The organism is Streptomyces sp. NPDC104226 (genome assembly GCF_055584085.1).
Map to the genome: position 1 here is coordinate 305196 of NZ_JBVJMS010000002.1, position 17071 is coordinate 322266.

The following is a 17071-nucleotide window of genomic DNA, read 5'->3' on the forward strand; positions in this document are numbered from 1 at the left end:
CCGGGCCGTTCGATCTTGTCTCGAACGGCCGGATGTCCCTAGGGTGGTGCGATGGGTCTCTTCGACAAACTCACCGGCACCAGGCACCCCGACAGCGGCGTCGCACCGCGTTCCGCCGAGGAGGTGCGGGCGGCCCTGCTCGGACTCTTCGCGGCGGACGCCCCGTACGCCGTGCGCGGGGGCGCCCCCGAGGGCGTCGACCTGGTGGCGGAGTGGCGGATCCGGGAGCCGGCCTGGCACACCTTCTTCGCCCGGACCCAGGTGAGCCGGGTGCTCCAGATCCAGCTGCGCCTGGACGAGGCCGCCCGCGAGGTCCGCAGCGTCGACCGGCAGTTCGACGTCACCTGGCTGGGAGGCACGCCCCGGCTCGCCCTGTCGGCCGACGCCGCACGCGGGCAGGTGACCACCGTGTCCTGGCGCCGGAAGGTCGAGCGGGGGGACGACGGCGCCCTCGAGGCCACCGAAGTGTTCCGCTTCGACAACTCCGACCTGAAGGACCCGCTGCGCGAGGCGGTGCTCGCCGCGGGGTGGAGCTGGCGCGGGGTCGTCTTCGGGAAGCTCTGACCCGGAACAGCGCGTCAGAGTTCGGCGCGCGTGGCCGATTGGGCGGCCCGTACGGCGACGTGGGCCGCGTCCTCCACCAGCGGCGCCGTCGGCCGACCGCTGCTGGTCAGGGTCCAGCCGCAGAGGGCCGCCCAGACCAGCGCGGCCGAGGCCGCTTTCGCCCGCTCGGCGCGGTGGGGCAGGAACGTGCCGAAGAGCAGTGCGTCCCCGGCGTCGATGGCGATCCGTGACAGTACGGCCGTGCGCAGTGCGCCGCCCGCCGGGATCGCGACCATGGCCGCGCCGATGACGGCGTCCCGAACGCCGAGGGCTCGGATCAGCAGTGCGGAGGAGCCGTGCTCTGCCAGTCCACAGGGGCGGGCCAGCACCCTGGGTCGGCAGGCGACGGCCACTCCGTACCCGAGGGTGGCCACGCCCATCACCCGTGCCGCTGTGGTGCGCACCGCGATCACTCCGCCTCGTTGCGGGCGACGCCCGGGCGCTGCCGCTTCGTCTCGGGGCCGCCCCCACCCGCTTCGCCGTCGCCCTCGTCGGGGCGCCGTACGACGGCTTCGTCGGCCTGTCGGCGGGCCTCCCGGTCGCCGGCCTCGCCCTCGGCCTCGGACGGGGTGGTGCGCGGATGGCGCCGGGAGTTCTCGTGGGCCGTCATCTCGTCCTCCTTCGGTGGTGCGGTCCCTCGGCGGCTACCCCGTCCTGTCGCCCTCAGTCGCTCGACCCGGCCGGCTGACGGTCCGCGAAACGAAGCCCCTGCACTCGGCCATCTGGTGATCCCGACCGTGAAGGTCGCGCATGCCGGTCCCATACCCGGGCATCCGCACGGTGACCTGCCGAAGCGTTCGTGAGGACGAGGAGTGTCCGTGCTGCCCTTCAACGTGACCGAGAACGGTGTTCTGATCATCCGGCTCCGTGCCGACCTGGAGATCGCCGACCGGGCCGCAGCCGCCTGGGCGATCGACGGATGCCTCGCCGCCCACCGTTCCGCACCCGTCATGCTGGAACTCTCGGACGCGCCGCTGAGTACCGCCGCGGTGAGCACGGTCGTACGGACCCACCGCATGTGCCGCTCCGCACGCGTGCCGTTGGCCGTGCTGCCGGCGACCGCCGAAGCCCGCCGGGTGCTGGAGACGCAGGCGGGGGCAGAGGGGCTGGCCGTCCAGCCCCCGCGGATCATGGCCGCCGCCGCGCTCTCGGCTGCCTCGCCCCCGGTGGCACCGGCGGCTTGAGCCGCACCGTGGCCCTGCCGGGGTTGCGCGGGGCCGTGGGCAGCCCGGTCGTTCGGGAATCGGGGAGCCACGGCCCGGCGTTGACCCACGCATGAGCGACGCACCCCGGTACGGCCATGAGGAGCTCGAACCGCCCGACGTGGCGGCTGCCCGCGCACGTCTCGCGGCTGACCGCGACGCCACGCTCGACCGGGTGGCCGCACTGGGGCGCGACTTCGACGGGATCGTCGCGGCGAACGCCCTGGTCGCGGTGGACGACGAGCACGATCCCGAAGGGGCCAGCACGGCCTTCGAGCGTGCCCACGTGGCCTCCCTGATGGCCCAGGCGCACGACCATGTGGAGGAACTGGACCGGGCGCTCGAAAGACTCGACGCGGGCGAGTACGGGCAGTGCGAGGGGTGCGGCGCGACGATTCCGCCCGAGCGCCTGGAGATCCGGCCGGCCGCGACCACGTGTGTGCCCTGTGCCCAGTCCGGCCCTCGCCGTCCCCTACACCCCGGCTGACGGTCCTCTACTGGTCACCCGTCGGCAGCACGGTGCGCCACGGGTTCCTCGCGGACTGCCGCGAGGAGGAACGCGTGTCCGTCAGGGTCGCTGAACCGGCGCAGCGTCGTACGGTTGTCCAGTCTGGTGCCGTCCTCCTCGGCCGACAGCGGGCGTGCCCCGAGGGCCACGGCCTCCCGCTCGGCTTCGTCGAAGGAGTCCGCCGCCACCAGGATCCGCAGATGGGCCTGCTGGGAGTCTTCCGGCGCCGGCCAGCTCGGCGGCGCGTGGTTCGGATCGCGGCGGACCCCGAGGACCACACCGGAGCCGCCCGTGACGAGGAACAGCTCCCCGTCACCTGGTGCCGGGCCCACCACGGCTCCGAGCAGCTCGGCGTAGAACCGGGCCAGGGACTCGGGTTCGGCGCTGTCCATGACGAGAACGCCCGTCTTCAGTACGGTCATGAACCGCGCTTACCCTGAGCTTCCGCCCGTACGCGCAACGCGCGCACCTAACAGGGCCGGCCCTCCAGGGTCCGGCCGGTGAAGAAGGCGGTCAGGACGGGGGCCAGGGCCTGCGGGTCCACGGCGTGGGTCTGGCCGGGGAACGTGTGCAGGGTGTAGTTGTCGCCGTGGGAGGCGAGTTCCTTCGCCGCATGGGCCATGTACGCCTCGCCCGCGCCGCCGTGGCCGACCAGGACGGGCACGCTCACCGAGGACCACCGGTCGGTGGGCAGCGGCAGGCCGGACATGGTGCCGGCCATCAGCCGGCCGTCGTAGGGCAGGGTTCGGGCGGTGGCCTCCCACGCCGCCCACACCGGGGTGTTCCGCATTCTGGCGATGTCCTCGTCGGGCATGGCAAGGCCCGTGGTCAGGAAGTGGGTGAGCGCCTCGGTGGCGCTCCCCCGCGCCAGGGCCCCTTCCACGCGGTCCACGTAGTCGGCCGGCAGCGGCGGGCGGGTGCCGTCGACGATGAACGGCGGCTCGTACAGGGCCAGGGCCGAGACGGAGCTGCCCCGGGCCACGGCCTCCAGGGCCAGGACGGCTCCGGAGGACATGCCGAAGAGCAGCACCGGCCCGCCGACGCTCTCGATCAGCGCGTCGAGGTCGTCGATCTCGCGCTGCACCTCGTAGACGGGGTGGTCGCCGCTGTCGCCCCGGCCCCGCCGGTCGTAGTTGACGACGCTGAACTCGCTTGCCAGGAGGGCGGCGAGCGGTGCGTGCCGAACCCGGGTCATCAACGTGCCCCCGACGAGGACGAGCACCGGTCCCGTGGTGCCGTGGCGCTCGGCGGCGATGGTCGTACCGTCGGACGAGACAACCGTGAACATGAGAATCCCCCAGCATGTGGTCGTGCTGTCCTGCCGTCCCGCGCCCACGGAGCTCCACAGCCTACCCGGCACGGCCGGATCGCGAGCCCTCCACCCCCGTGGGAGGGCATCGCACCGTCCGTGCCGTGCGGCAACGAACGCCACGCTACGGCCGGGCAGTTCGGTTCTCGCAGGGCTGCACGCGCCAGCAAGGGGACCGGCCGCGCCACCAAGGGTCCCTGCGCGCCGTTTTGGGGGCAGTTGGCGCCTAACCCCCACGATGACCTGGCACTTCGGGCTGGACTATGCTCTGCCGCTGTGGTCTCGCACGCACATCAGGGGACAACCTCCTCCGCACTCGCCCGTCTGAGCGTCGGCGTCGCGCGGCTGGTCGGCATAGGTCCGCACGGATACGCCCACTTGCCGGGCATGGCGCCCCAGCACCTCAACGACGACCTGTGCCGCACCCCCTCGGCGACGGCCATCCGGATCGCGGAGCTCACGACGGTCCACGCCCCCTGGACCGACATGTCCGTGCTGCTGGCCCGGGAGTCGGGCATCGGCACCCTGGGGGTATGGGACTACCTGATCACCTCCGCGCCCACTCCGCTCGAGGGGATCCGGGACGCCGCCGCCTACTTCGCCACCGTCGCCGACCCTTTGACGGACGGCATGCAGATCACCGAGGACGGCGAGCGCGTCACCATCGGCCACGTCAATCGGGCCGACATCGCCCACGAGGCGGCCTGCGGGATCCGCGGCTACGCCCTCGGTCTGTACCGGCGCCGGCTCGGCGAGGCCGCGGGGCGGCGGCTCGTCCCGCTGCACGTGTCCCTCTCCACCCCGGCACCGCCGCGGCACGAGGGCCTGATCGAGCTCTACGGCACCCGGAAGATCGAGTTCGAGGCCCCGACCAGCTCGATCACCTTCCGTACCTCCGACCTGAACTCCCCGACGCCGCACGCCCAGCCCGGGCTGTCGGCCGTCCTCCGGCGGCACGCCGAGCAGAGCCTAGCGAGCGCGATCCCCCTGCACGACTGGCTGGACCTGTTCCGTACCGCCCTCGCGTCCGCGCACGACGCGGGTGCGCCGACCCTGTCCTCGGTGGCGCAGCGCATGACCCTCAGCGCGCGGACCCTCCAGCGCCGCCTGGAGGATCACGGGACGACGTGGAGCGCGGAGGTCGAGACCGTACGGCGGGACCACATCACCCGGCTGCTCCACGACACCGACCTGAGCGTGGACTCGATCGCCGTCCGGAGCGGTTACGCCGATGCCCGCGCCCTGCGCCGGGCCGTGAAGCGCTGGTACGGGACCACTCCCGGGGCCGTGCGCCGTGCGGGGCACGGCGGCGGGGTTCACGCCGGGGTGTAGCCGCGGGCCTGGACGTGCTCACGGGTGAGCCGGGTGAACGCGCCCGCGGCGGCGCTCCGGTAGGCGTTCTCCCGTCGCATGAGGGCGACGGTGCGGGTGGGCAGGGGCGGTTCCAGGGCCACCTGGGCCAGCCGGGGATGGTCCTCCGTGACCGCGTCGGGCAGGACGGTCGCGAGGCCGGTGCGCCGGACGATTTCGGTGAGGGTCTGGACGGAATTGGCCTCCACCGCGATGCGCGGCCGTACCCGGTGCTCCGCCAGGTAGGCGTCGATGTGTCCACGCGTGGCGAAATCACCGCTGAGCAGCGCTAGTTGGCGGTCAGCGAGAGCGGTCACGGACAGGGGTGGGCGCGGGTCGGCGGCAGGGGCGGGGGCAGGGGCAGCGATGACGAGACTGAGGGTCTCGGCGTACAGCGGGATCGAGGTGATGCCTGGCAGGTGCGGGCCGTCGAAGGCGATTCCCAGGTCGAGTTCGTCGGCGAGCAGGCCGGCTTCGATGCGGTCCTGGGCCATGTCCCGGACGTCCAGGGTGATACCGGGGTGGCGGGCGTGGAGCTCCGCCGCCAGGGGGCCGACGAGGTAGGCGGTGAAGGTCGGGGTCACGGCCAGCCGGAGGTGGCCCCGGGAGAGGTCGGCGACGTCGTGGACGGCGCGTTCCGCGGCGGCGAGGTCGCGCAGGGCCCGGCGGGCGTGGAGGACGTAGGCCTCGCCGGCGTCGGTGAGGCGGACGCCGCTGCGGCCGGTGCGGTCCAGGAGCTGGACGCCGATGGCGCTTTCGAGCTGCTTGACCTGCTGGGACAGGGTCGGCTGGGAGATCCGCAGCTCTTCCGCGGCGCGGGTGAAGCTCGCGTGTTCGGCGACGGCGAGCAGGTAGCGCAGGTGACGGAGTTCCAGGGTGGCCATGCGGTGAGTATAGATCGCATCTATAGGAGGAATGCCTACTACGTCTTGGACACTATAGATGCAGGTCGTGCAGGGTGGATCCCGTCGGCCCGACGGGTCGGCAGGCAGCGAAGGGAGTCACCATGCACGACCTCGTCGAGGGCGTCGCCCGGTTCCGGCGGGAGGTCTACCCGGCCAAGGCGGAGCTCTTCGCCCGGCTGGCGACGGCCCACCGGCCGCGGACCCTGTTCATCAGCTGCTCCGACGCCCGTGTGGTGCCGGAGCTGATCACCCAGAGCGAGCCGGGTGAGCTGTTCGTCATCCGGACCGCGGGCAACCTCGTGCCCGCCCACGCCCCCGGCACGGACGGGGTGGCGGCCAGCATCGAGTACGCCGTGGCCGTCCTGGGCGTGAGCGACATCGTCGTGTGCGGGCACTCCGCCTGCGGGGCCATGACGGCCCTGGCCGAGCGGCACGACCTCAGCGGCGCCCCGGCGGTCGCCGACTGGCTGCGCCACGCGGACGCCTCGCTCGCCCGTACCGGCGCCGCGCAGGACGGGCGGCCGGTCGATGCCCTGGTACGGGAGAACGTGCTCGCACAGGTGGCGAACCTGGCCACCCATCCCTCGGTGGCCCGCGCCCTGGCCTCGGGGTCGGTGACCCTGCGCGGCTGGGTCTACGACATCGGGGCCGGGGGCGTCGAGGAACTCGGCACCTCCCGGGCGGCCTCCCCGACGGGCTGACCGCCGCCACCCCGCGGATCCCGGACCCGCGCTCCCACCTCCGTCCCACCCCACCCCCGATGCAGTTCCCCCACCCCACCCGCCGCTCGCCCCTGCCCTGCGGTGCGCGGCCCAACCGAAAGGAAGCCCCTCATGGTGCACGCCCAGTTCGACAACACCGCCCGTCAGGCCCTGGCCGTCAAGGCCGTGGACGCCAAGATCCGCGAGGACCTGACCTGGCAGCGGATCGCGGACGCCGCCGGTCTGTCGGTCGCCTTCGTCACCGCCGCCGTGCTCGGACAGCACCCGCTGCCCCGGGCCTCGGCCGAGGCCGTGGCCGGCCTCCTGGGCCTGGACGCCGACGACGCGGCGCTGCTGCAGACCATCCCGACCCGCGGCTCGGTCCCCGGCGGCGTCCCCACCGACCCGACGATCTACCGCTTCTACGAGATGCTCCAGGTCTACGGCACCACGCTGAAGGCCCTGGTCCACGAGCAGCTCGGCGACGGGATCGTCTCCGCGATCAACTTCAGGCTCGACGTGAAGAAGGTCGCCGACCCGGACGGAGGCGAGCGCGCGGTCATCACCCTGGACGGCAAGTACCTGCCGACCAAGCCCTTCTGATCCGTCCTCGCCCGCTCCCGTCCGCCCCCGCCCGCCCGGTCAGCGGTGGAGCCGTCGGCTCCAGTCCTCGGGGAGCCGGTCCGCCGGACCCGGGGCCGGCTGGTCGGACGGGTGGCCGGACGGCGGGGCCAGCTCGGGGCCGGACTCGTACAGTTCGTTCGTCGCGTAGTCCCAGAACCAGTCCTCGCCCGGTTCGTAGCTCTGCACCAGGGGATGGCCGGTCGCCTTCCAGTGGGCGGTGGCGTGCTGGGCGGGCGAGGAGTCGCAGCAGCCGACGTGGCCGCACTGGGCGCAGCGCCGCAGGTGGAACCACCAGCCACCCGCGGCATCGCAGTCGACGCAGCCGCTGCCGCTGGGCGGGACGCTCGGGTCGACTCCGTCGATGGCGGTCATGCGGACTCCTCGGAGGGCTCGGGATCGGGTGCGGTCAGCGGGAGCAGCACCTGGAAGCGGGTGTCGCCCGGGACGGACTCGACCTGAAGGCTTCCGTGGTGCTTGTTGACGACGATCCGCCAGGAGATGTCCAGGCCGAGACCGGTGCCCTCGCCGACGGGTTTGGTGGTGAAGAAGGGGTCGAAGATTCGGCTGCGGATCTCGGACGGAATGCCGGGCCCCGTGTCGCGGAACTCCACGAGCAGCCGTTCGCCCTCGCGTGCCGTGCGGACCGTCAGGGTGCCCTCGCGGCCCGTGCTCCCGATGGCGAAGACGGCGTTGTCGATGAGGTTGGTCCACACCTGGTTGAGTTCCGCGGGGTAGGCCGGTACGTCCGGCACGGCGCGGTCGTACTCCTTGACCACCCGGATCCGGGGGCCGATCTTGCCGGAGAGCATCAGCAGGGTGCTGTCGAGGAGTTCGTGGACGTCGACCACCCGGTGCGGGGCGCGGTCGAGCTGCGAGTACTGCTTGGCGGCGTCCACGAGGTGGGAGATGCGGGTGGTGGAGTCGTCGATCTCGTCCATCAACAACTCGGTCTCCACCGTGTAGTTGAGCCAGCCGAGGGCCGACGGCAGCAGATCCTCGGCCACGCGCGCCGCGACCTGCTCCAGCCAGTCCGTGTCCAGGCCGGCCTGGACGAAGACCGGTGCGATGCGCCAGCCCTCGGCGAAGCCGTGGTCCTCCAGCCAGTCGGCGATCTCGTCCTCCCGGTCGGAGGCTTCCAGGGGGCTCAACGCCGGTGCCTTCGCCACCCGTTCGACGGTGCGTTCCTGGATCTCGATGAGCTCGGCGATGGCCTCCCGGGGGTAGTTGCCCTGGGAGATGTGGGCCAGCTTGTGCCGCATCTTGCCGACGCGTTCGCGCAGGGTGGCGGTGGCCCGGACGGCTGCCGCGGCCGGGTTGTTGAGTTCGTGGGTGAGCCCCGCGGACAGGGAGCCGAGGGCGAGGAGCCGTTCGCGCTGGCCGATGGCCTGCTGGGTGCTGCGGGCGCCGAAGAAGAGCCCCTCCAGCAGGTGCGCGGCCATGGGGAACCATTCCTGCATGACGTCCGCGAAGGACTGTGCGGGCAGGACGAAGAACCGTGTCGGCTCGGTCACCCGCATCGAGTTGTTGTACGTCTGCGGGACCCGGTCGCCCAGGTAGGCCTGCATGGCCCCCGCGTACACCCCGCGCTGGGAGGTCCGGCCGACTTCGACCTCGTCGCCGCCGACCCGGCGGGACAGCACGACGGTGCCCTCGATCATCACGTAGAAGCAGGTGGCGGTGGCGCCCTCGGCGTAGACGGGGCCGGTGTCGAACCGCTCGATGCGGCCCTCGGCGCACAGCCGGCCGAGCTGCTCCGGGGTGAGCTTCTCGAACAGGAAGAGCGAGCCGATCTCCTCGGGGGAGCACGGCATCGCCCGCCCGCTCACGATTCCTCCAGGTACCGGTGGACGAGCATCACGGCCATGGCTCCTTCTCCGACGGCGGACGCGACCCGCTTCGCCGACCGGGCGCGCGCGTCGCCCGCCACGAACACGCCGGGCACGCTGGTCTCCAGGTGGTAGGGCGGCCGGTCCAGCTCCCACTCGGCCGGGGGCCGCCCGTCCGGGGTGAGGTCCGGCCCGGCCAGGATGAAGCCGTGGTCGTCGCGCAGCACCGTACCGCCCAGCCAGTCGGTGAGCGGGGCCGCGCCGATGAAGACGAACATCCACTGGGTGTCGACGAGTTCGGTCGCGCCGGTGTCCACGTCGCGCAGCGTGAGCTGCTCCAGGTGGCCTTCGCCGTGCGCCGACTCGACGGTGGTGCGGGTGCGCACCGTGATGTTCGGCATCTCTTCGATCTGCTGGATCAGGTAGTACGACATGGACGCGGCCAGGGACTCCCCGCGCACCAGGATCGTCACCGATTTCGCGCTTCGGGCGAGGAACATGGCGGCCTGTCCGGCGGAGTTGGCGCCGCCGACCACGTACACGTCCTGCTCCAGGCAGGAGGAGGCCTCGGTGAGCGAGGAGCCGTAGTACACGCCGCGGCCGGTGAGTCCGTCGCATCCCGGCGCCCCGAGCTGCCGGTAGGTGACCCCGGTGGCCAGGATGATGCTCCGCGCGCCGATCGCCGAGCCGTCGGAGAAGCGGACGACGCGCGCCGCGCCGTTGACCTCCAGTCCGGTGACCTCGCGTGCGGTGAGGATCTCGGCGCCGAACCGGCCGGCCTGGCGGCGGGCCCGGTCCGTGAGCTGGGCGCCCGACACTCCGTCGGGGAAGCCGAGGTAGTTCTCGATGCGGGAGCTCTGTCCGGCCTGACCGCCGGTCGCCTGTCGCTCGACCAGTACGGTGCGCAGCCCCTCGGAGGCCCCGTACAGCGCGGAGCCGAGTCCGGCCGGGCCTCCGCCGATCACGACGAGGTCGTAGAACTCGGCGGTCGGTGTGGTCGCGAGCCCCACGTGGGCGGCCAGGTCGGGTGCCGCCGGTTCGACCAGCACGGTGCCGCCGGGGGTGATCACCACGGGCAGCCGCTGTCCGTCGGCCCCGGCCGCCCGGAGCAGCCGCTGCCCCTCCGGTTCCTCGCAGGAGTACCAGCGGTACGGGACCTGGTTGCGGGCCAGGAACTCCCGCACGGACGACGAGGGGGCCGACCAGCGGTGTCCGACCACTTTGGTGGCGGGCACGGGCCGGTGGTCGCCGGTGCGCCAGGCGGTGAGGAGGTCGTCGACGACCGGGTAGAGCTTCTCCTCGGGCGGGTCCCACGGTTTGAGGAGGTAGTGGTCGAGGTCGACGACGTTGATCGCGTCGATGGCCGCGTTGGTGTCGGCGTAGGCGGTCAGCAGGACGCGGCGCGCGCCCGGGTACACGGCGAGGGCCTCTTCGAGGAACTCGATGCCGTTCATCTGCGGCATGCGGTAGTCGGCGAGGATCACGGCCACCAGGTCGCCGCGGAGCTTCAGCTCGCGCAGCGCCTCCAGTGCGGACTCGCCGGACTCTGCGCGCACGATCCGGTAGCCGGAGCCGTACCGTCTCCGCAGGTCGCGGGCGACGGCCCGGGACACTCCCGGATCGTCGTCCACGGTCAGGATGACGATCCTCGCCGTGTCGGCGGCCTCTGTCATGGCTCTCCCACCCCGAGCGGCCTGGACTGGCGGCGTCGCGGCGAGCCGCCCGCACCCGGTTCCCGTCCATCCTAGGGTCGATCGTCCCGGTCCGCGCGGACGGGGGCGGGCCGGGCGGCCGGGAGCCCTCACCGGCGGAAATTCCGTACCGCGGCGCCGGGAAGTGGATCAGACTCGCCCCATGGCTGACATGGTGGCGTTCGGGGATGCGGTGACCGCGTGGGCGGCCGGTGACGCCGGTGGGCTCGGTGACGTCGGGCACGCCGCGGAGGCGGCGGACGCCGCGCGCGAGCTCGCCGCGCGGCTGCCCGTACGGACCGTGGTGCTGCTCGAAGGCGCGAGCGACGCCGAGGCGGTCGACGCGCTGGCCGTGCGACGAGGCCGGAACCTGGCCGCGGAGGGGGTCTGCGTCCTGCCGATGGGCGGTGCGATGAGCGTCGCGCGCTTCGCCCGCTTCCTCGGGCCGCGGGGCCTGGGCCTGCGCCTCACCGGCCTGTGCGACGAGGCGGAGCGCGGCTTCTACGAGCGCGGCTGGGAGCGGGCCGGTGCGCCGCCGCAGGGCTTCTTCGTCTGCGCGGCGGATCTGGAGGACGAGCTCATCCGCGCGCTGGGCGTGGCCCGGGTGCACGAGCTCGTCCGGGAGGAGGGGGACGACCGCGCCCTGCAGACCTTCCTGCGCCAGCCCGCACAGCAGGGGCGCCCGGCGCAGCAGCAGGTGCGGCGCTTCCTCGGTACGAAGAAGGGCCGCAAGATCCGCTACGGCCGCGTCCTCGTCGAGGCCCTCGACCCCGGCCGCGTACCGGCGCCGCTCGACGGCCTGTTCGCGAGCCTGTGATCCGGTGGCGATTCCGGGGTCAGGCGCCGCCCGCGGGCGGCGCCTGACCGGGTCAGCCCAGCTGTTCCAGGAAGAAAGCGGCGGCATCCTCGCCGGCCCGGACCCGGGCGGTCGGGTCGGCGGGCTCCGGGGCGAAGAAGTCGTCGTGCCGGACGTCCGGGCCGATCGAGCGGCCGCTCGCGGTGGGGACGTACTCCAGGTACGGCCGCGTGTCGGACTCGTACGGGGTGATCGTGTCGGCTCCGCCCCAGCGGACGGCGAACGGTACCCGTACGGCTTCCAGGCTCTCCCGGGTCACCAGGGAGCCGACTCCCGGAGCCATCTGGAAGACCGCCCGTACCCGGGGATCGGAGAGGTCACCGCCCGCGCCGTCCAGCGTGCGCCGCGCAGCCTCCTCCTGCGGGTACTTCGCGCGCAGGGCCTCCAGCACCCCGGGGAACTCGGGGATCTCCGGCAGCGGCACCTCGCCCGTGAGGACGGCCCAGAGGATCCCCGTGTCGACGCGGGCCCCGGCCAGTGCCGCGGCCGTGTAGCCGCCGATGGAGAAGCCCGCCACGCCCACCGGGCCGAGGGGCTGTTCCCGGGCGAGCACGTCGAGGGCGAAGGAGACGTCCCGGGGCCGTTGCCAGATGTGGAGGAAGCCCTCCGGCTCGTAGCCGTCGACGAAGTTGTTGCCGTGGTGGTCGAGGGCCACCACTCGGAACCCCGCCGCGTGCAGGGGGCCCACCAGCCACTCCATCTCGCTGCCCGAACCTCCGGTGCCGTGCGAGACGACGACGAGCGGGGCGGGTGCGTCGCCCGGATCCTCCGAGGCCTCCGAGGCCGCAGCCTCCCCCGAGGGAGTCGGCTCCCACACGTACAGGCGGACCGGCCGCGGTCGGGACGGATCGGCCAGGTCGGGACGGGACTCGTCGTGCAGGACGCGTATCAGCGGCTCTGGCGGCTCTGGCGCGGAGAGGATCATGGCGGCATCGTAGCGACGCGGTCCGTGCGCTGCCGCCTTCCAATCCCCCTCAGATCAGCGCATCTTGAGCTCGTGTCCGGGCGCGAGTGCGGCGGAGATGCGTTCGGCTATGGTCTGGGCCGAGTTGCCCGCGGGGCTCTTGGGGCCCTGGGTCACGGAGACGGAGATGGCGAGCTTCTCCGACGGCAAGTAGGCCTGGATGGCGGCGTAGCCGGAGAAGGACGGGTTCGTCAGGATCCAGTCGTCGACGACGATCACGCCCAGTCCGAAGTGGTGGGCCGCCGTGTTGGTCAGGAGGCAGACGGTGTCCGGGCAGGAGGCCGTCGGGTGGCCGAGGCCGATGGTGCCCGGGTCGAGCTGGGTCTTGAAGGACTTCGCGGACAGCAGCTCTCCGGTCCCGATGCCTCGCGCGGACCGGTCCAGGTCGCAGATGTTCTGCACGAGGACCGCACCGGGCGCCGTGGTCCAGGAGGGGTTCCAGAAGGTGGACTCCTCGTAGGTACCGCGCTCGGAGGTGAAGGCGTGCAGGACCGGTTCGGGGATCTGCGGGGTGTACTGGTTGCTGGTCGCGCTCAGCGCGAGCGGTCCGTACACGCGCTCCTTCAGCAGCTGGTCCAGCGGGAGGCCGCTGATCTTCTCCAGCGCCTCGCCGAGGAGGGCGAAGTTGGCGTGCGAGTAGCTCCAGTTGGTGCCCGGCTCGTAGAGGAGCGGCTTGTCGGTGGCGATGCCGATGACCTCGGCCGCCGTCCACGCGCGGAAGGGTTTGGCCTCCAACTCGGCCAGGAAGGCCGGGTCGGTGACGTAGTCGTGCAGGCCGGACGTGGAACTGCCCAGCATGCGCAGGGTGATCTCCGATCCGTGCGGTACGTCCGGCAGCCAGCGGGACACGGGGTCGTCGAGCGAGGCCTTGCCCTCCTCGACGAGCTGGAGCAGGACGGCGCCCATGTAGACGATGGCCACGGACCCCGTACGGAACCGCATCGACGGATCGGCCGGGACGCCCGTCATCGACTCCCCGAGGGCCGTCGTCAGCACCTCGCCGTCCGCGCCGGATACCCGCAGGACCACCGCGTTCAGCCCGAACTCCTTCTGGGCCTGCTGCGCGATGGTGAGGACCTTCAGCGCGTCGCCCTGGGCGGGGCCGGGAGACTTCACGCATGCTCCGGGGGCCACGGCCGCCCCGGAGCCCACGGCGGCCGGCTCCAGGCCCGCGGCCGTTCCCGCCGGTAGGGCTGCGCCCATCAGACCGGCGACGCACAGCAAGACCGTACGCGTACGCCTCACGCCCCCAGTATGGGCGGGGCCGGCAGGGCGCGCATGTGCTGCCTCCTGTGCTCCCTCCGGCGGGAATCCGGGACGACCCCGGCCGAACCGGACAGGTCTTCCGCCGCACAGCCACCTGACGGTCATTCAGATGCCGTGAACTGTCGCCCGGGGACTTCCAGAGCCATGTGATGTGTGCCATGTTACATCGCACACTGCATGGCCGTGTACACGACAGAGCTGACATCGCGACCAACTCCTGTCGACATCACGGTCCGCATTCCACATTCGCCGCGTCGCCAGCGCGGCCGCAGACCGGCTCGGAGGCCCACCCCTCATGCGAAGTTCCCCCACCACGAAGGGCCGTGCCCGGCCCCTGATAGCCGCTCTGGCCTGCTGTCTGGGCCTGACGCTGCTCGCCCCCGCCGGCCAGGCCTTCGCCGGCGAACCGAAGCCCGCCACCCCCGCTCCGGTCTTCAAGACGGGCGCCGCCCCGCAGCCGTCGACCGAAGCCGCCGCCATCGCGGCCCTCCGGGCCGAACACGCCTCGCGCCCGGACACGAGCCTGTCCGAGCGCGCCCCGCTCCGGGCCGCCAAGGAGCCGGCGCGCACCGAACAGCAGGCCGCGAAGGCGAAGTCGACGCCGAGCGCGGCTGCCGCGGCCGAGGCCCTGGCCGCGGCCTGCAACGTCGCGGACTTCACCTCGAAGACCGGCGCCGCGCTCGTCCAGCAGATCAAGTCCTCCGACCTGAACTGCGTCAACTCCCTGTTCCAGCTCAAGGGCAACGACGCGAAGGCCGCCTTCCGCGAGGCCCAGATGGTCTCGGTCGCCGACGCGCTGCGCGCCTCCGCCGCCACCTACCCCGGCGACAACAGCACCTCGGCCGGCCAGCTCGTGCTCTTCCTGCGCGCCGGGTACTTCGTGCAGTGGTACAACGAGTCCACCGTCGGCTCCTACGGCCCGGCCCTGAAGAGCTCCATCCAGGGCGCCCTGGACACCTTCTTCGCCTCCCCGCGCGCGGCCGACGTCACCGAGGCCAACGGTGCGACCCTGTCCGAGGCCGTCATCCTGATCGACAGCTCCCAGGAGAACGCGCGCTACCTCTCCGTGGTCAAGCGCCTGCTGACCGGCTACAACTCCTCGTACGACAGCTCCTGGTCGATGGTCGCGGCGGTCAACAACGCCTACACCGTGCTGTTCCGCGGCCACCAGACCGCCGAGTTCCTGCCCGCGGTCCAGGCCGACCCGAGCATCCTCACCGTGCTGCGCGACTTCGCCGTCGCCCACGACGACCTGCTGGGCACGGACAAGAGCTACCTGACGGCCAACGCCGCCCGGGAACTGGGCCGGTTCCTCCAGCACTCGGCGCTCCAGGCGACCGTGCGGCCGCTCGTCAAGCAGCTGCTCGACCGCACCTCCATCACGGGCCGGACCGCCTCCCTCTGGGTGCCGCTCGCCGAGATGACCACCTCGTACGACGCGGCCAACTGCTCCTCCTACGGGACCTGCGACCTGGCGGCCCGGGTGCGTGCCGCCGTCCTGACGGTCAACCACACGTGCAGCCCCAGCCTGCGGATCGTCGCGCAGCAGATGACCACTGCCGAACTCGGTGCGAGCTGCACCAGCCTGGCCAACCAGGACGCCTTCTTCCACAACGTGGCCAAGGACGGCGGCCCGGTCGCCAACGACAAGAACACCGCGCTCGAGGTGGTGGCCTTCGACTCCAGCGCCGACTACCAGACCTACGCCGGTGTCATCTTCGGGATCAGCACCGACAACGGCGGCATGTACCTGGAGGGCGACCCCTCGGCCACCGGGAACCAGCCGCGCTTCATCGCCTACGAGGCGGAGTGGGTCCGGCCGGAGTTCCAGATCTGGAACCTCAACCACGAGTACACCCACTACCTCGACGGCCGTTTCAACATGTACGGCGACTTCGACGCCGGTATGACCACCCCCACCGTGATGTGGGTCGAGGGCTTCGCCGAGTACATCTCCTACTCGTACCGGGGCGTCACCTACGACCGCGCCGTCACCGAGGCGGGCAAGAACACCTACAAGCTCAGCACGCTGTTCGACACCACCTACGACAACTCGGACTCCACCCGCGTGTACCAGTGGGGCTACCTGGCGGTGCGCTACCTGATCCAGTCGCACCCGCAGGACGTCGCCGCGCTCCTCGGCCACTACCGCACCGGCAACTGGGCGGCCGCCCGCACCCTGCTCACCTCCACCATCGGGACCCGCTACGACGCCGACTTCGCCGCCTGGCTGGTCAAGTGCGCGGCGGGAGACTGCGGCGGCACCACCACCCCGCCGGTCAACCAGGCCCCGGTGGCCGGGTTCACCTCCGCGGTGAACGCCCTCACCGTCAACTTCACCGACACCTCCACCGACGCGGACGGCACCATCGCCTCCCGCTCCTGGAACTTCGGTGACGGCGGAGCCGGTTCCACCGCCGCCAACCCGGCCAGGACCTACGCCGCGGCCGGCACCTTCACCGTGACCCTCACCGTCACGGACGACAAGGGCGCCACCGCCACCACCAGCAAGACCGTCACCGTGGGATCCGCCGGACCCGCCGAGTGCACCGACGCCGACGTCCGGGTGCTGGGCGACAACTGCCTGCGCTCCGGTGTCTCGGCCGCCGCGGGCGACTACCGCTACTTCTACCTGAACGTCCCGGCGGGCACGTCCGTGCTCAAGATCTCCGTCTCGGGCGGCACCGGCAACGCCAACCTCTACTACAGCCCCACGTCCTGGGCCACCACCGCCAACTACACGGCCCGCTCCGTCAAGGCCGGCAACACCGAAACCCTCACCATCGACAACCCCCCGGCCGGCTACGTCTACATCAGCCTGCACGCCGCCAAGGCCTTCGCCGGAGCCACCGTCTCGGCCCGGCTCCTGCCGGCGCCGGTCGAGTGCGTCGCCGCCGACACCCGGGTGCTCGGCGAGAACTGCCTGCGCTCCGGCGTGTCCGCCGCCGCGGGCGACTACCGCCACTTCTACGTGAACGTCCCGGCGGGCACGGCCTCGCTCAAGATCTCCGTCTCGGGCGGAACGGGCAACGCCGACCTCTACTACAGCCCCGACTCCTGGGCCACCACCAGCAACTACACGGCCCGCTCCGTCAAGGCCGGCAACACCGAAACCCTCACCATCAACAACCCCCCGGCCGGCTACGTCTACATCAGCCTGCACGCCGCCAAGGCCTTCGCCGGAGCCACCGTCTCCAGCCGCTACTGATCCCGGCCCCGCACGGCACACCGAGCCGGCCCCCACCCCTCGTTGCGGGGTGGGGGCC

18 protein-coding genes are annotated in these 17071 nt (G+C 72.2%); 8 read left to right on the forward strand and 10 right to left on the reverse strand.

The genetic code is table 11. From position 1 onward, the window contains the following. Positions 1-51: 51 nt before the first annotated feature. Positions 52-564: a hypothetical protein gene (locus ACZ60J_RS06730; RefSeq protein WP_469679357.1), complete on the forward strand. Its 513-nt coding sequence runs from the start codon at positions 52-54 to the stop codon at positions 562-564. A 14-nt stretch (positions 565-578) separates the two neighbouring features. Here the strand turns inward: ACZ60J_RS06730 and ACZ60J_RS06735 are convergent, their stop codons facing one another. Together ACZ60J_RS06735 and ACZ60J_RS06740 are read right to left on the reverse strand one after the other, a co-directional pair. Further along, the gene (locus ACZ60J_RS06735) at positions 579-1007 is read right to left on the reverse strand and encodes a hypothetical protein (protein ID WP_469679358.1); all 429 of its coding nucleotides are present in this window, start codon (positions 1005-1007) and stop codon (positions 579-581) included. 5 nt (positions 1008-1012) lie between these two features. Continuing rightward, complete coding sequence (locus tag ACZ60J_RS06740; protein ID WP_469679359.1) at positions 1013-1213, reverse strand: hypothetical protein; 201 nt, start codon at positions 1211-1213, stop codon at positions 1013-1015. A 208-nt stretch (positions 1214-1421) separates the two neighbouring features. On the opposite strand from ACZ60J_RS06740, the gene ACZ60J_RS06745 reads away from it, so the two are divergent. Further along, on the forward strand, positions 1422-1787 hold the full coding sequence (locus ACZ60J_RS06745; RefSeq protein WP_469679360.1) for a hypothetical protein: 366 nt from the start codon (positions 1422-1424) through the stop codon (positions 1785-1787). 91 nt (positions 1788-1878) lie between these two features. Further along, positions 1879-2292 carry a TraR/DksA family transcriptional regulator gene (locus tag ACZ60J_RS06750; protein WP_469679361.1) on the forward strand — a complete coding sequence of 138 codons (414 nt, stop codon included), beginning with the start codon at positions 1879-1881 and terminating at the stop codon, positions 2290-2292. A gap of 14 nt (positions 2293-2306) precedes the next feature. On the opposite strand, the gene ACZ60J_RS06755 is transcribed toward ACZ60J_RS06750, so the two are convergent. Further along, positions 2307-2735: a VOC family protein gene (locus ACZ60J_RS06755; RefSeq protein ID WP_469679362.1), complete on the reverse strand. Its 429-nt coding sequence runs from the start codon at positions 2733-2735 to the stop codon at positions 2307-2309. Positions 2736-2782: 47 nt separating this feature from the next. Continuing rightward, positions 2783-3601, reverse strand: coding sequence for an alpha/beta fold hydrolase (locus ACZ60J_RS06760; RefSeq protein WP_469679363.1), 819 nt, complete (start codon positions 3599-3601; stop codon positions 2783-2785). A 408-nt stretch (positions 3602-4009) separates the two neighbouring features. Here ACZ60J_RS06760 and ACZ60J_RS06765 point away from each other — a divergent pair, with 408 nt between their 5' ends. After that, positions 4010-4954 carry a helix-turn-helix domain-containing protein gene (locus ACZ60J_RS06765; RefSeq protein ID WP_469679364.1) on the forward strand — a complete coding sequence of 315 codons (945 nt, stop codon included), beginning with the start codon at positions 4010-4012 and terminating at the stop codon, positions 4952-4954. On the opposite strand, the gene cynR is transcribed toward ACZ60J_RS06765, so the two are convergent. After that, the gene (gene cynR / locus ACZ60J_RS06770; RefSeq protein ID WP_469679365.1) at positions 4939-5856 is read right to left on the reverse strand and encodes a transcriptional regulator CynR; all 918 of its coding nucleotides are present in this window, start codon (positions 5854-5856) and stop codon (positions 4939-4941) included. The two genes, ACZ60J_RS06765 and cynR, sit on opposite strands and share 16 nt — an antisense overlap. A gap of 122 nt (positions 5857-5978) precedes the next feature. Between cynR and ACZ60J_RS06775 the strand changes: the two genes are divergently transcribed. Together ACZ60J_RS06775 and cynS are read left to right on the forward strand one after the other, a co-directional pair. Continuing rightward, complete coding sequence (locus ACZ60J_RS06775) at positions 5979-6578, forward strand: carbonic anhydrase (RefSeq protein ID WP_469679366.1); 600 nt, start codon at positions 5979-5981, stop codon at positions 6576-6578. A gap of 132 nt (positions 6579-6710) precedes the next feature. Continuing rightward, the gene (gene cynS / locus ACZ60J_RS06780) at positions 6711-7181 is read left to right on the forward strand and encodes a cyanase (protein WP_469679367.1); all 471 of its coding nucleotides are present in this window, start codon (positions 6711-6713) and stop codon (positions 7179-7181) included. A 39-nt stretch (positions 7182-7220) separates the two neighbouring features. Here cynS and ACZ60J_RS06785 read toward each other — a convergent pair whose 3' ends face one another. The 3 genes from ACZ60J_RS06785 to ACZ60J_RS06795 are packed head-to-tail and all read right to left on the reverse strand — an operon-like array spanning position 7221 to position 10701. After that, positions 7221-7574, reverse strand: a complete 354-nt coding sequence (locus ACZ60J_RS06785) for a UBP-type zinc finger domain-containing protein (RefSeq protein WP_469679368.1) — start codon at positions 7572-7574, stop codon at positions 7221-7223. Further along, entirely contained in the window at positions 7571-9028 is a 1458-nt protein-coding gene (locus ACZ60J_RS06790; protein WP_469679369.1) for an ATP-binding protein, read from the reverse strand. The genes ACZ60J_RS06785 and ACZ60J_RS06790 overlap by 4 nt, the downstream gene beginning before the upstream one ends. Continuing rightward, entirely contained in the window at positions 9025-10701 is a 1677-nt protein-coding gene (locus ACZ60J_RS06795) for an NAD(P)/FAD-dependent oxidoreductase (RefSeq protein WP_469679370.1), read from the reverse strand. The genes ACZ60J_RS06790 and ACZ60J_RS06795 overlap by 4 nt, the downstream gene beginning before the upstream one ends. A 181-nt stretch (positions 10702-10882) precedes the next feature. On the opposite strand from ACZ60J_RS06795, the gene ACZ60J_RS06800 reads away from it, so the two are divergent. After that, a complete protein-coding gene (locus tag ACZ60J_RS06800) occupies positions 10883-11536 on the forward strand; it encodes a TOPRIM nucleotidyl transferase/hydrolase domain-containing protein (protein WP_469679371.1) in 654 nt (217 codons plus the stop codon). A gap of 52 nt (positions 11537-11588) precedes the next feature. On the opposite strand, the gene ACZ60J_RS06805 is transcribed toward ACZ60J_RS06800, so the two are convergent. Both ACZ60J_RS06805 and ACZ60J_RS06810 read right to left on the reverse strand, forming a co-directional pair. After that, positions 11589-12500, reverse strand: a complete 912-nt coding sequence (locus ACZ60J_RS06805) for an alpha/beta hydrolase family protein (RefSeq protein ID WP_469679372.1) — start codon at positions 12498-12500, stop codon at positions 11589-11591. Between the two features lie 54 nt (positions 12501-12554). Next, positions 12555-13784, reverse strand: a complete 1230-nt coding sequence (locus ACZ60J_RS06810; RefSeq protein ID WP_469679373.1) for a serine hydrolase domain-containing protein — start codon at positions 13782-13784, stop codon at positions 12555-12557. Positions 13785-14100: 316 nt separating this feature from the next. Here ACZ60J_RS06810 and ACZ60J_RS06815 point away from each other — a divergent pair, with 316 nt between their 5' ends. Next, the gene (locus ACZ60J_RS06815) at positions 14101-17013 is read left to right on the forward strand and encodes a collagenase (protein ID WP_469679374.1); all 2913 of its coding nucleotides are present in this window, start codon (positions 14101-14103) and stop codon (positions 17011-17013) included. Positions 17014-17071 lie beyond the last annotated feature (58 nt).

What these genes read in the sequence shown, in the direction of transcription:
- ACZ60J_RS06730 (WP_469679357.1), top strand. Translation starts at nt 52, where the DNA reads ATGGGTCTCTTCGACAAACTCACCGGCACCAGGCACCCCGACAGCGGC.
- ACZ60J_RS06740 (WP_469679359.1), bottom strand. Translation starts at nt 1,213, where the DNA reads ATGACGGCCCACGAGAACTCCCGGCGCCATCCGCGCACCACCCCGTCC.
- ACZ60J_RS06750 (WP_469679361.1), top strand. Translation starts at nt 1,879, where the DNA reads ATGAGCGACGCACCCCGGTACGGCCATGAGGAGCTCGAACCGCCCGAC.
- ACZ60J_RS06755 (WP_469679362.1), bottom strand. Translation starts at nt 2,735, where the DNA reads ATGACCGTACTGAAGACGGGCGTTCTCGTCATGGACAGCGCCGAACCC.
- ACZ60J_RS06760 (WP_469679363.1), bottom strand. Translation starts at nt 3,601, where the DNA reads ATGTTCACGGTTGTCTCGTCCGACGGTACGACCATCGCCGCCGAGCGC.
- ACZ60J_RS06765 (WP_469679364.1), top strand. Translation starts at nt 4,010, where the DNA reads ATGGCGCCCCAGCACCTCAACGACGACCTGTGCCGCACCCCCTCGGCG.
- cynR (WP_469679365.1), bottom strand. Translation starts at nt 5,856, where the DNA reads ATGGCCACCCTGGAACTCCGTCACCTGCGCTACCTGCTCGCCGTCGCC.
- ACZ60J_RS06775 (WP_469679366.1), top strand. Translation starts at nt 5,979, where the DNA reads ATGCACGACCTCGTCGAGGGCGTCGCCCGGTTCCGGCGGGAGGTCTAC.
- cynS (WP_469679367.1), top strand. Translation starts at nt 6,711, where the DNA reads ATGGTGCACGCCCAGTTCGACAACACCGCCCGTCAGGCCCTGGCCGTC.
- ACZ60J_RS06785 (WP_469679368.1), bottom strand. Translation starts at nt 7,574, where the DNA reads ATGACCGCCATCGACGGAGTCGACCCGAGCGTCCCGCCCAGCGGCAGC.
- ACZ60J_RS06795 (WP_469679370.1), bottom strand. Translation starts at nt 10,701, where the DNA reads ATGACAGAGGCCGCCGACACGGCGAGGATCGTCATCCTGACCGTGGAC.
- ACZ60J_RS06800 (WP_469679371.1), top strand. Translation starts at nt 10,883, where the DNA reads ATGGCTGACATGGTGGCGTTCGGGGATGCGGTGACCGCGTGGGCGGCC.
- ACZ60J_RS06805 (WP_469679372.1), bottom strand. Translation starts at nt 12,500, where the DNA reads ATGATCCTCTCCGCGCCAGAGCCGCCAGAGCCGCTGATACGCGTCCTG.
- ACZ60J_RS06815 (WP_469679374.1), top strand. Translation starts at nt 14,101, where the DNA reads ATGCGAAGTTCCCCCACCACGAAGGGCCGTGCCCGGCCCCTGATAGCC.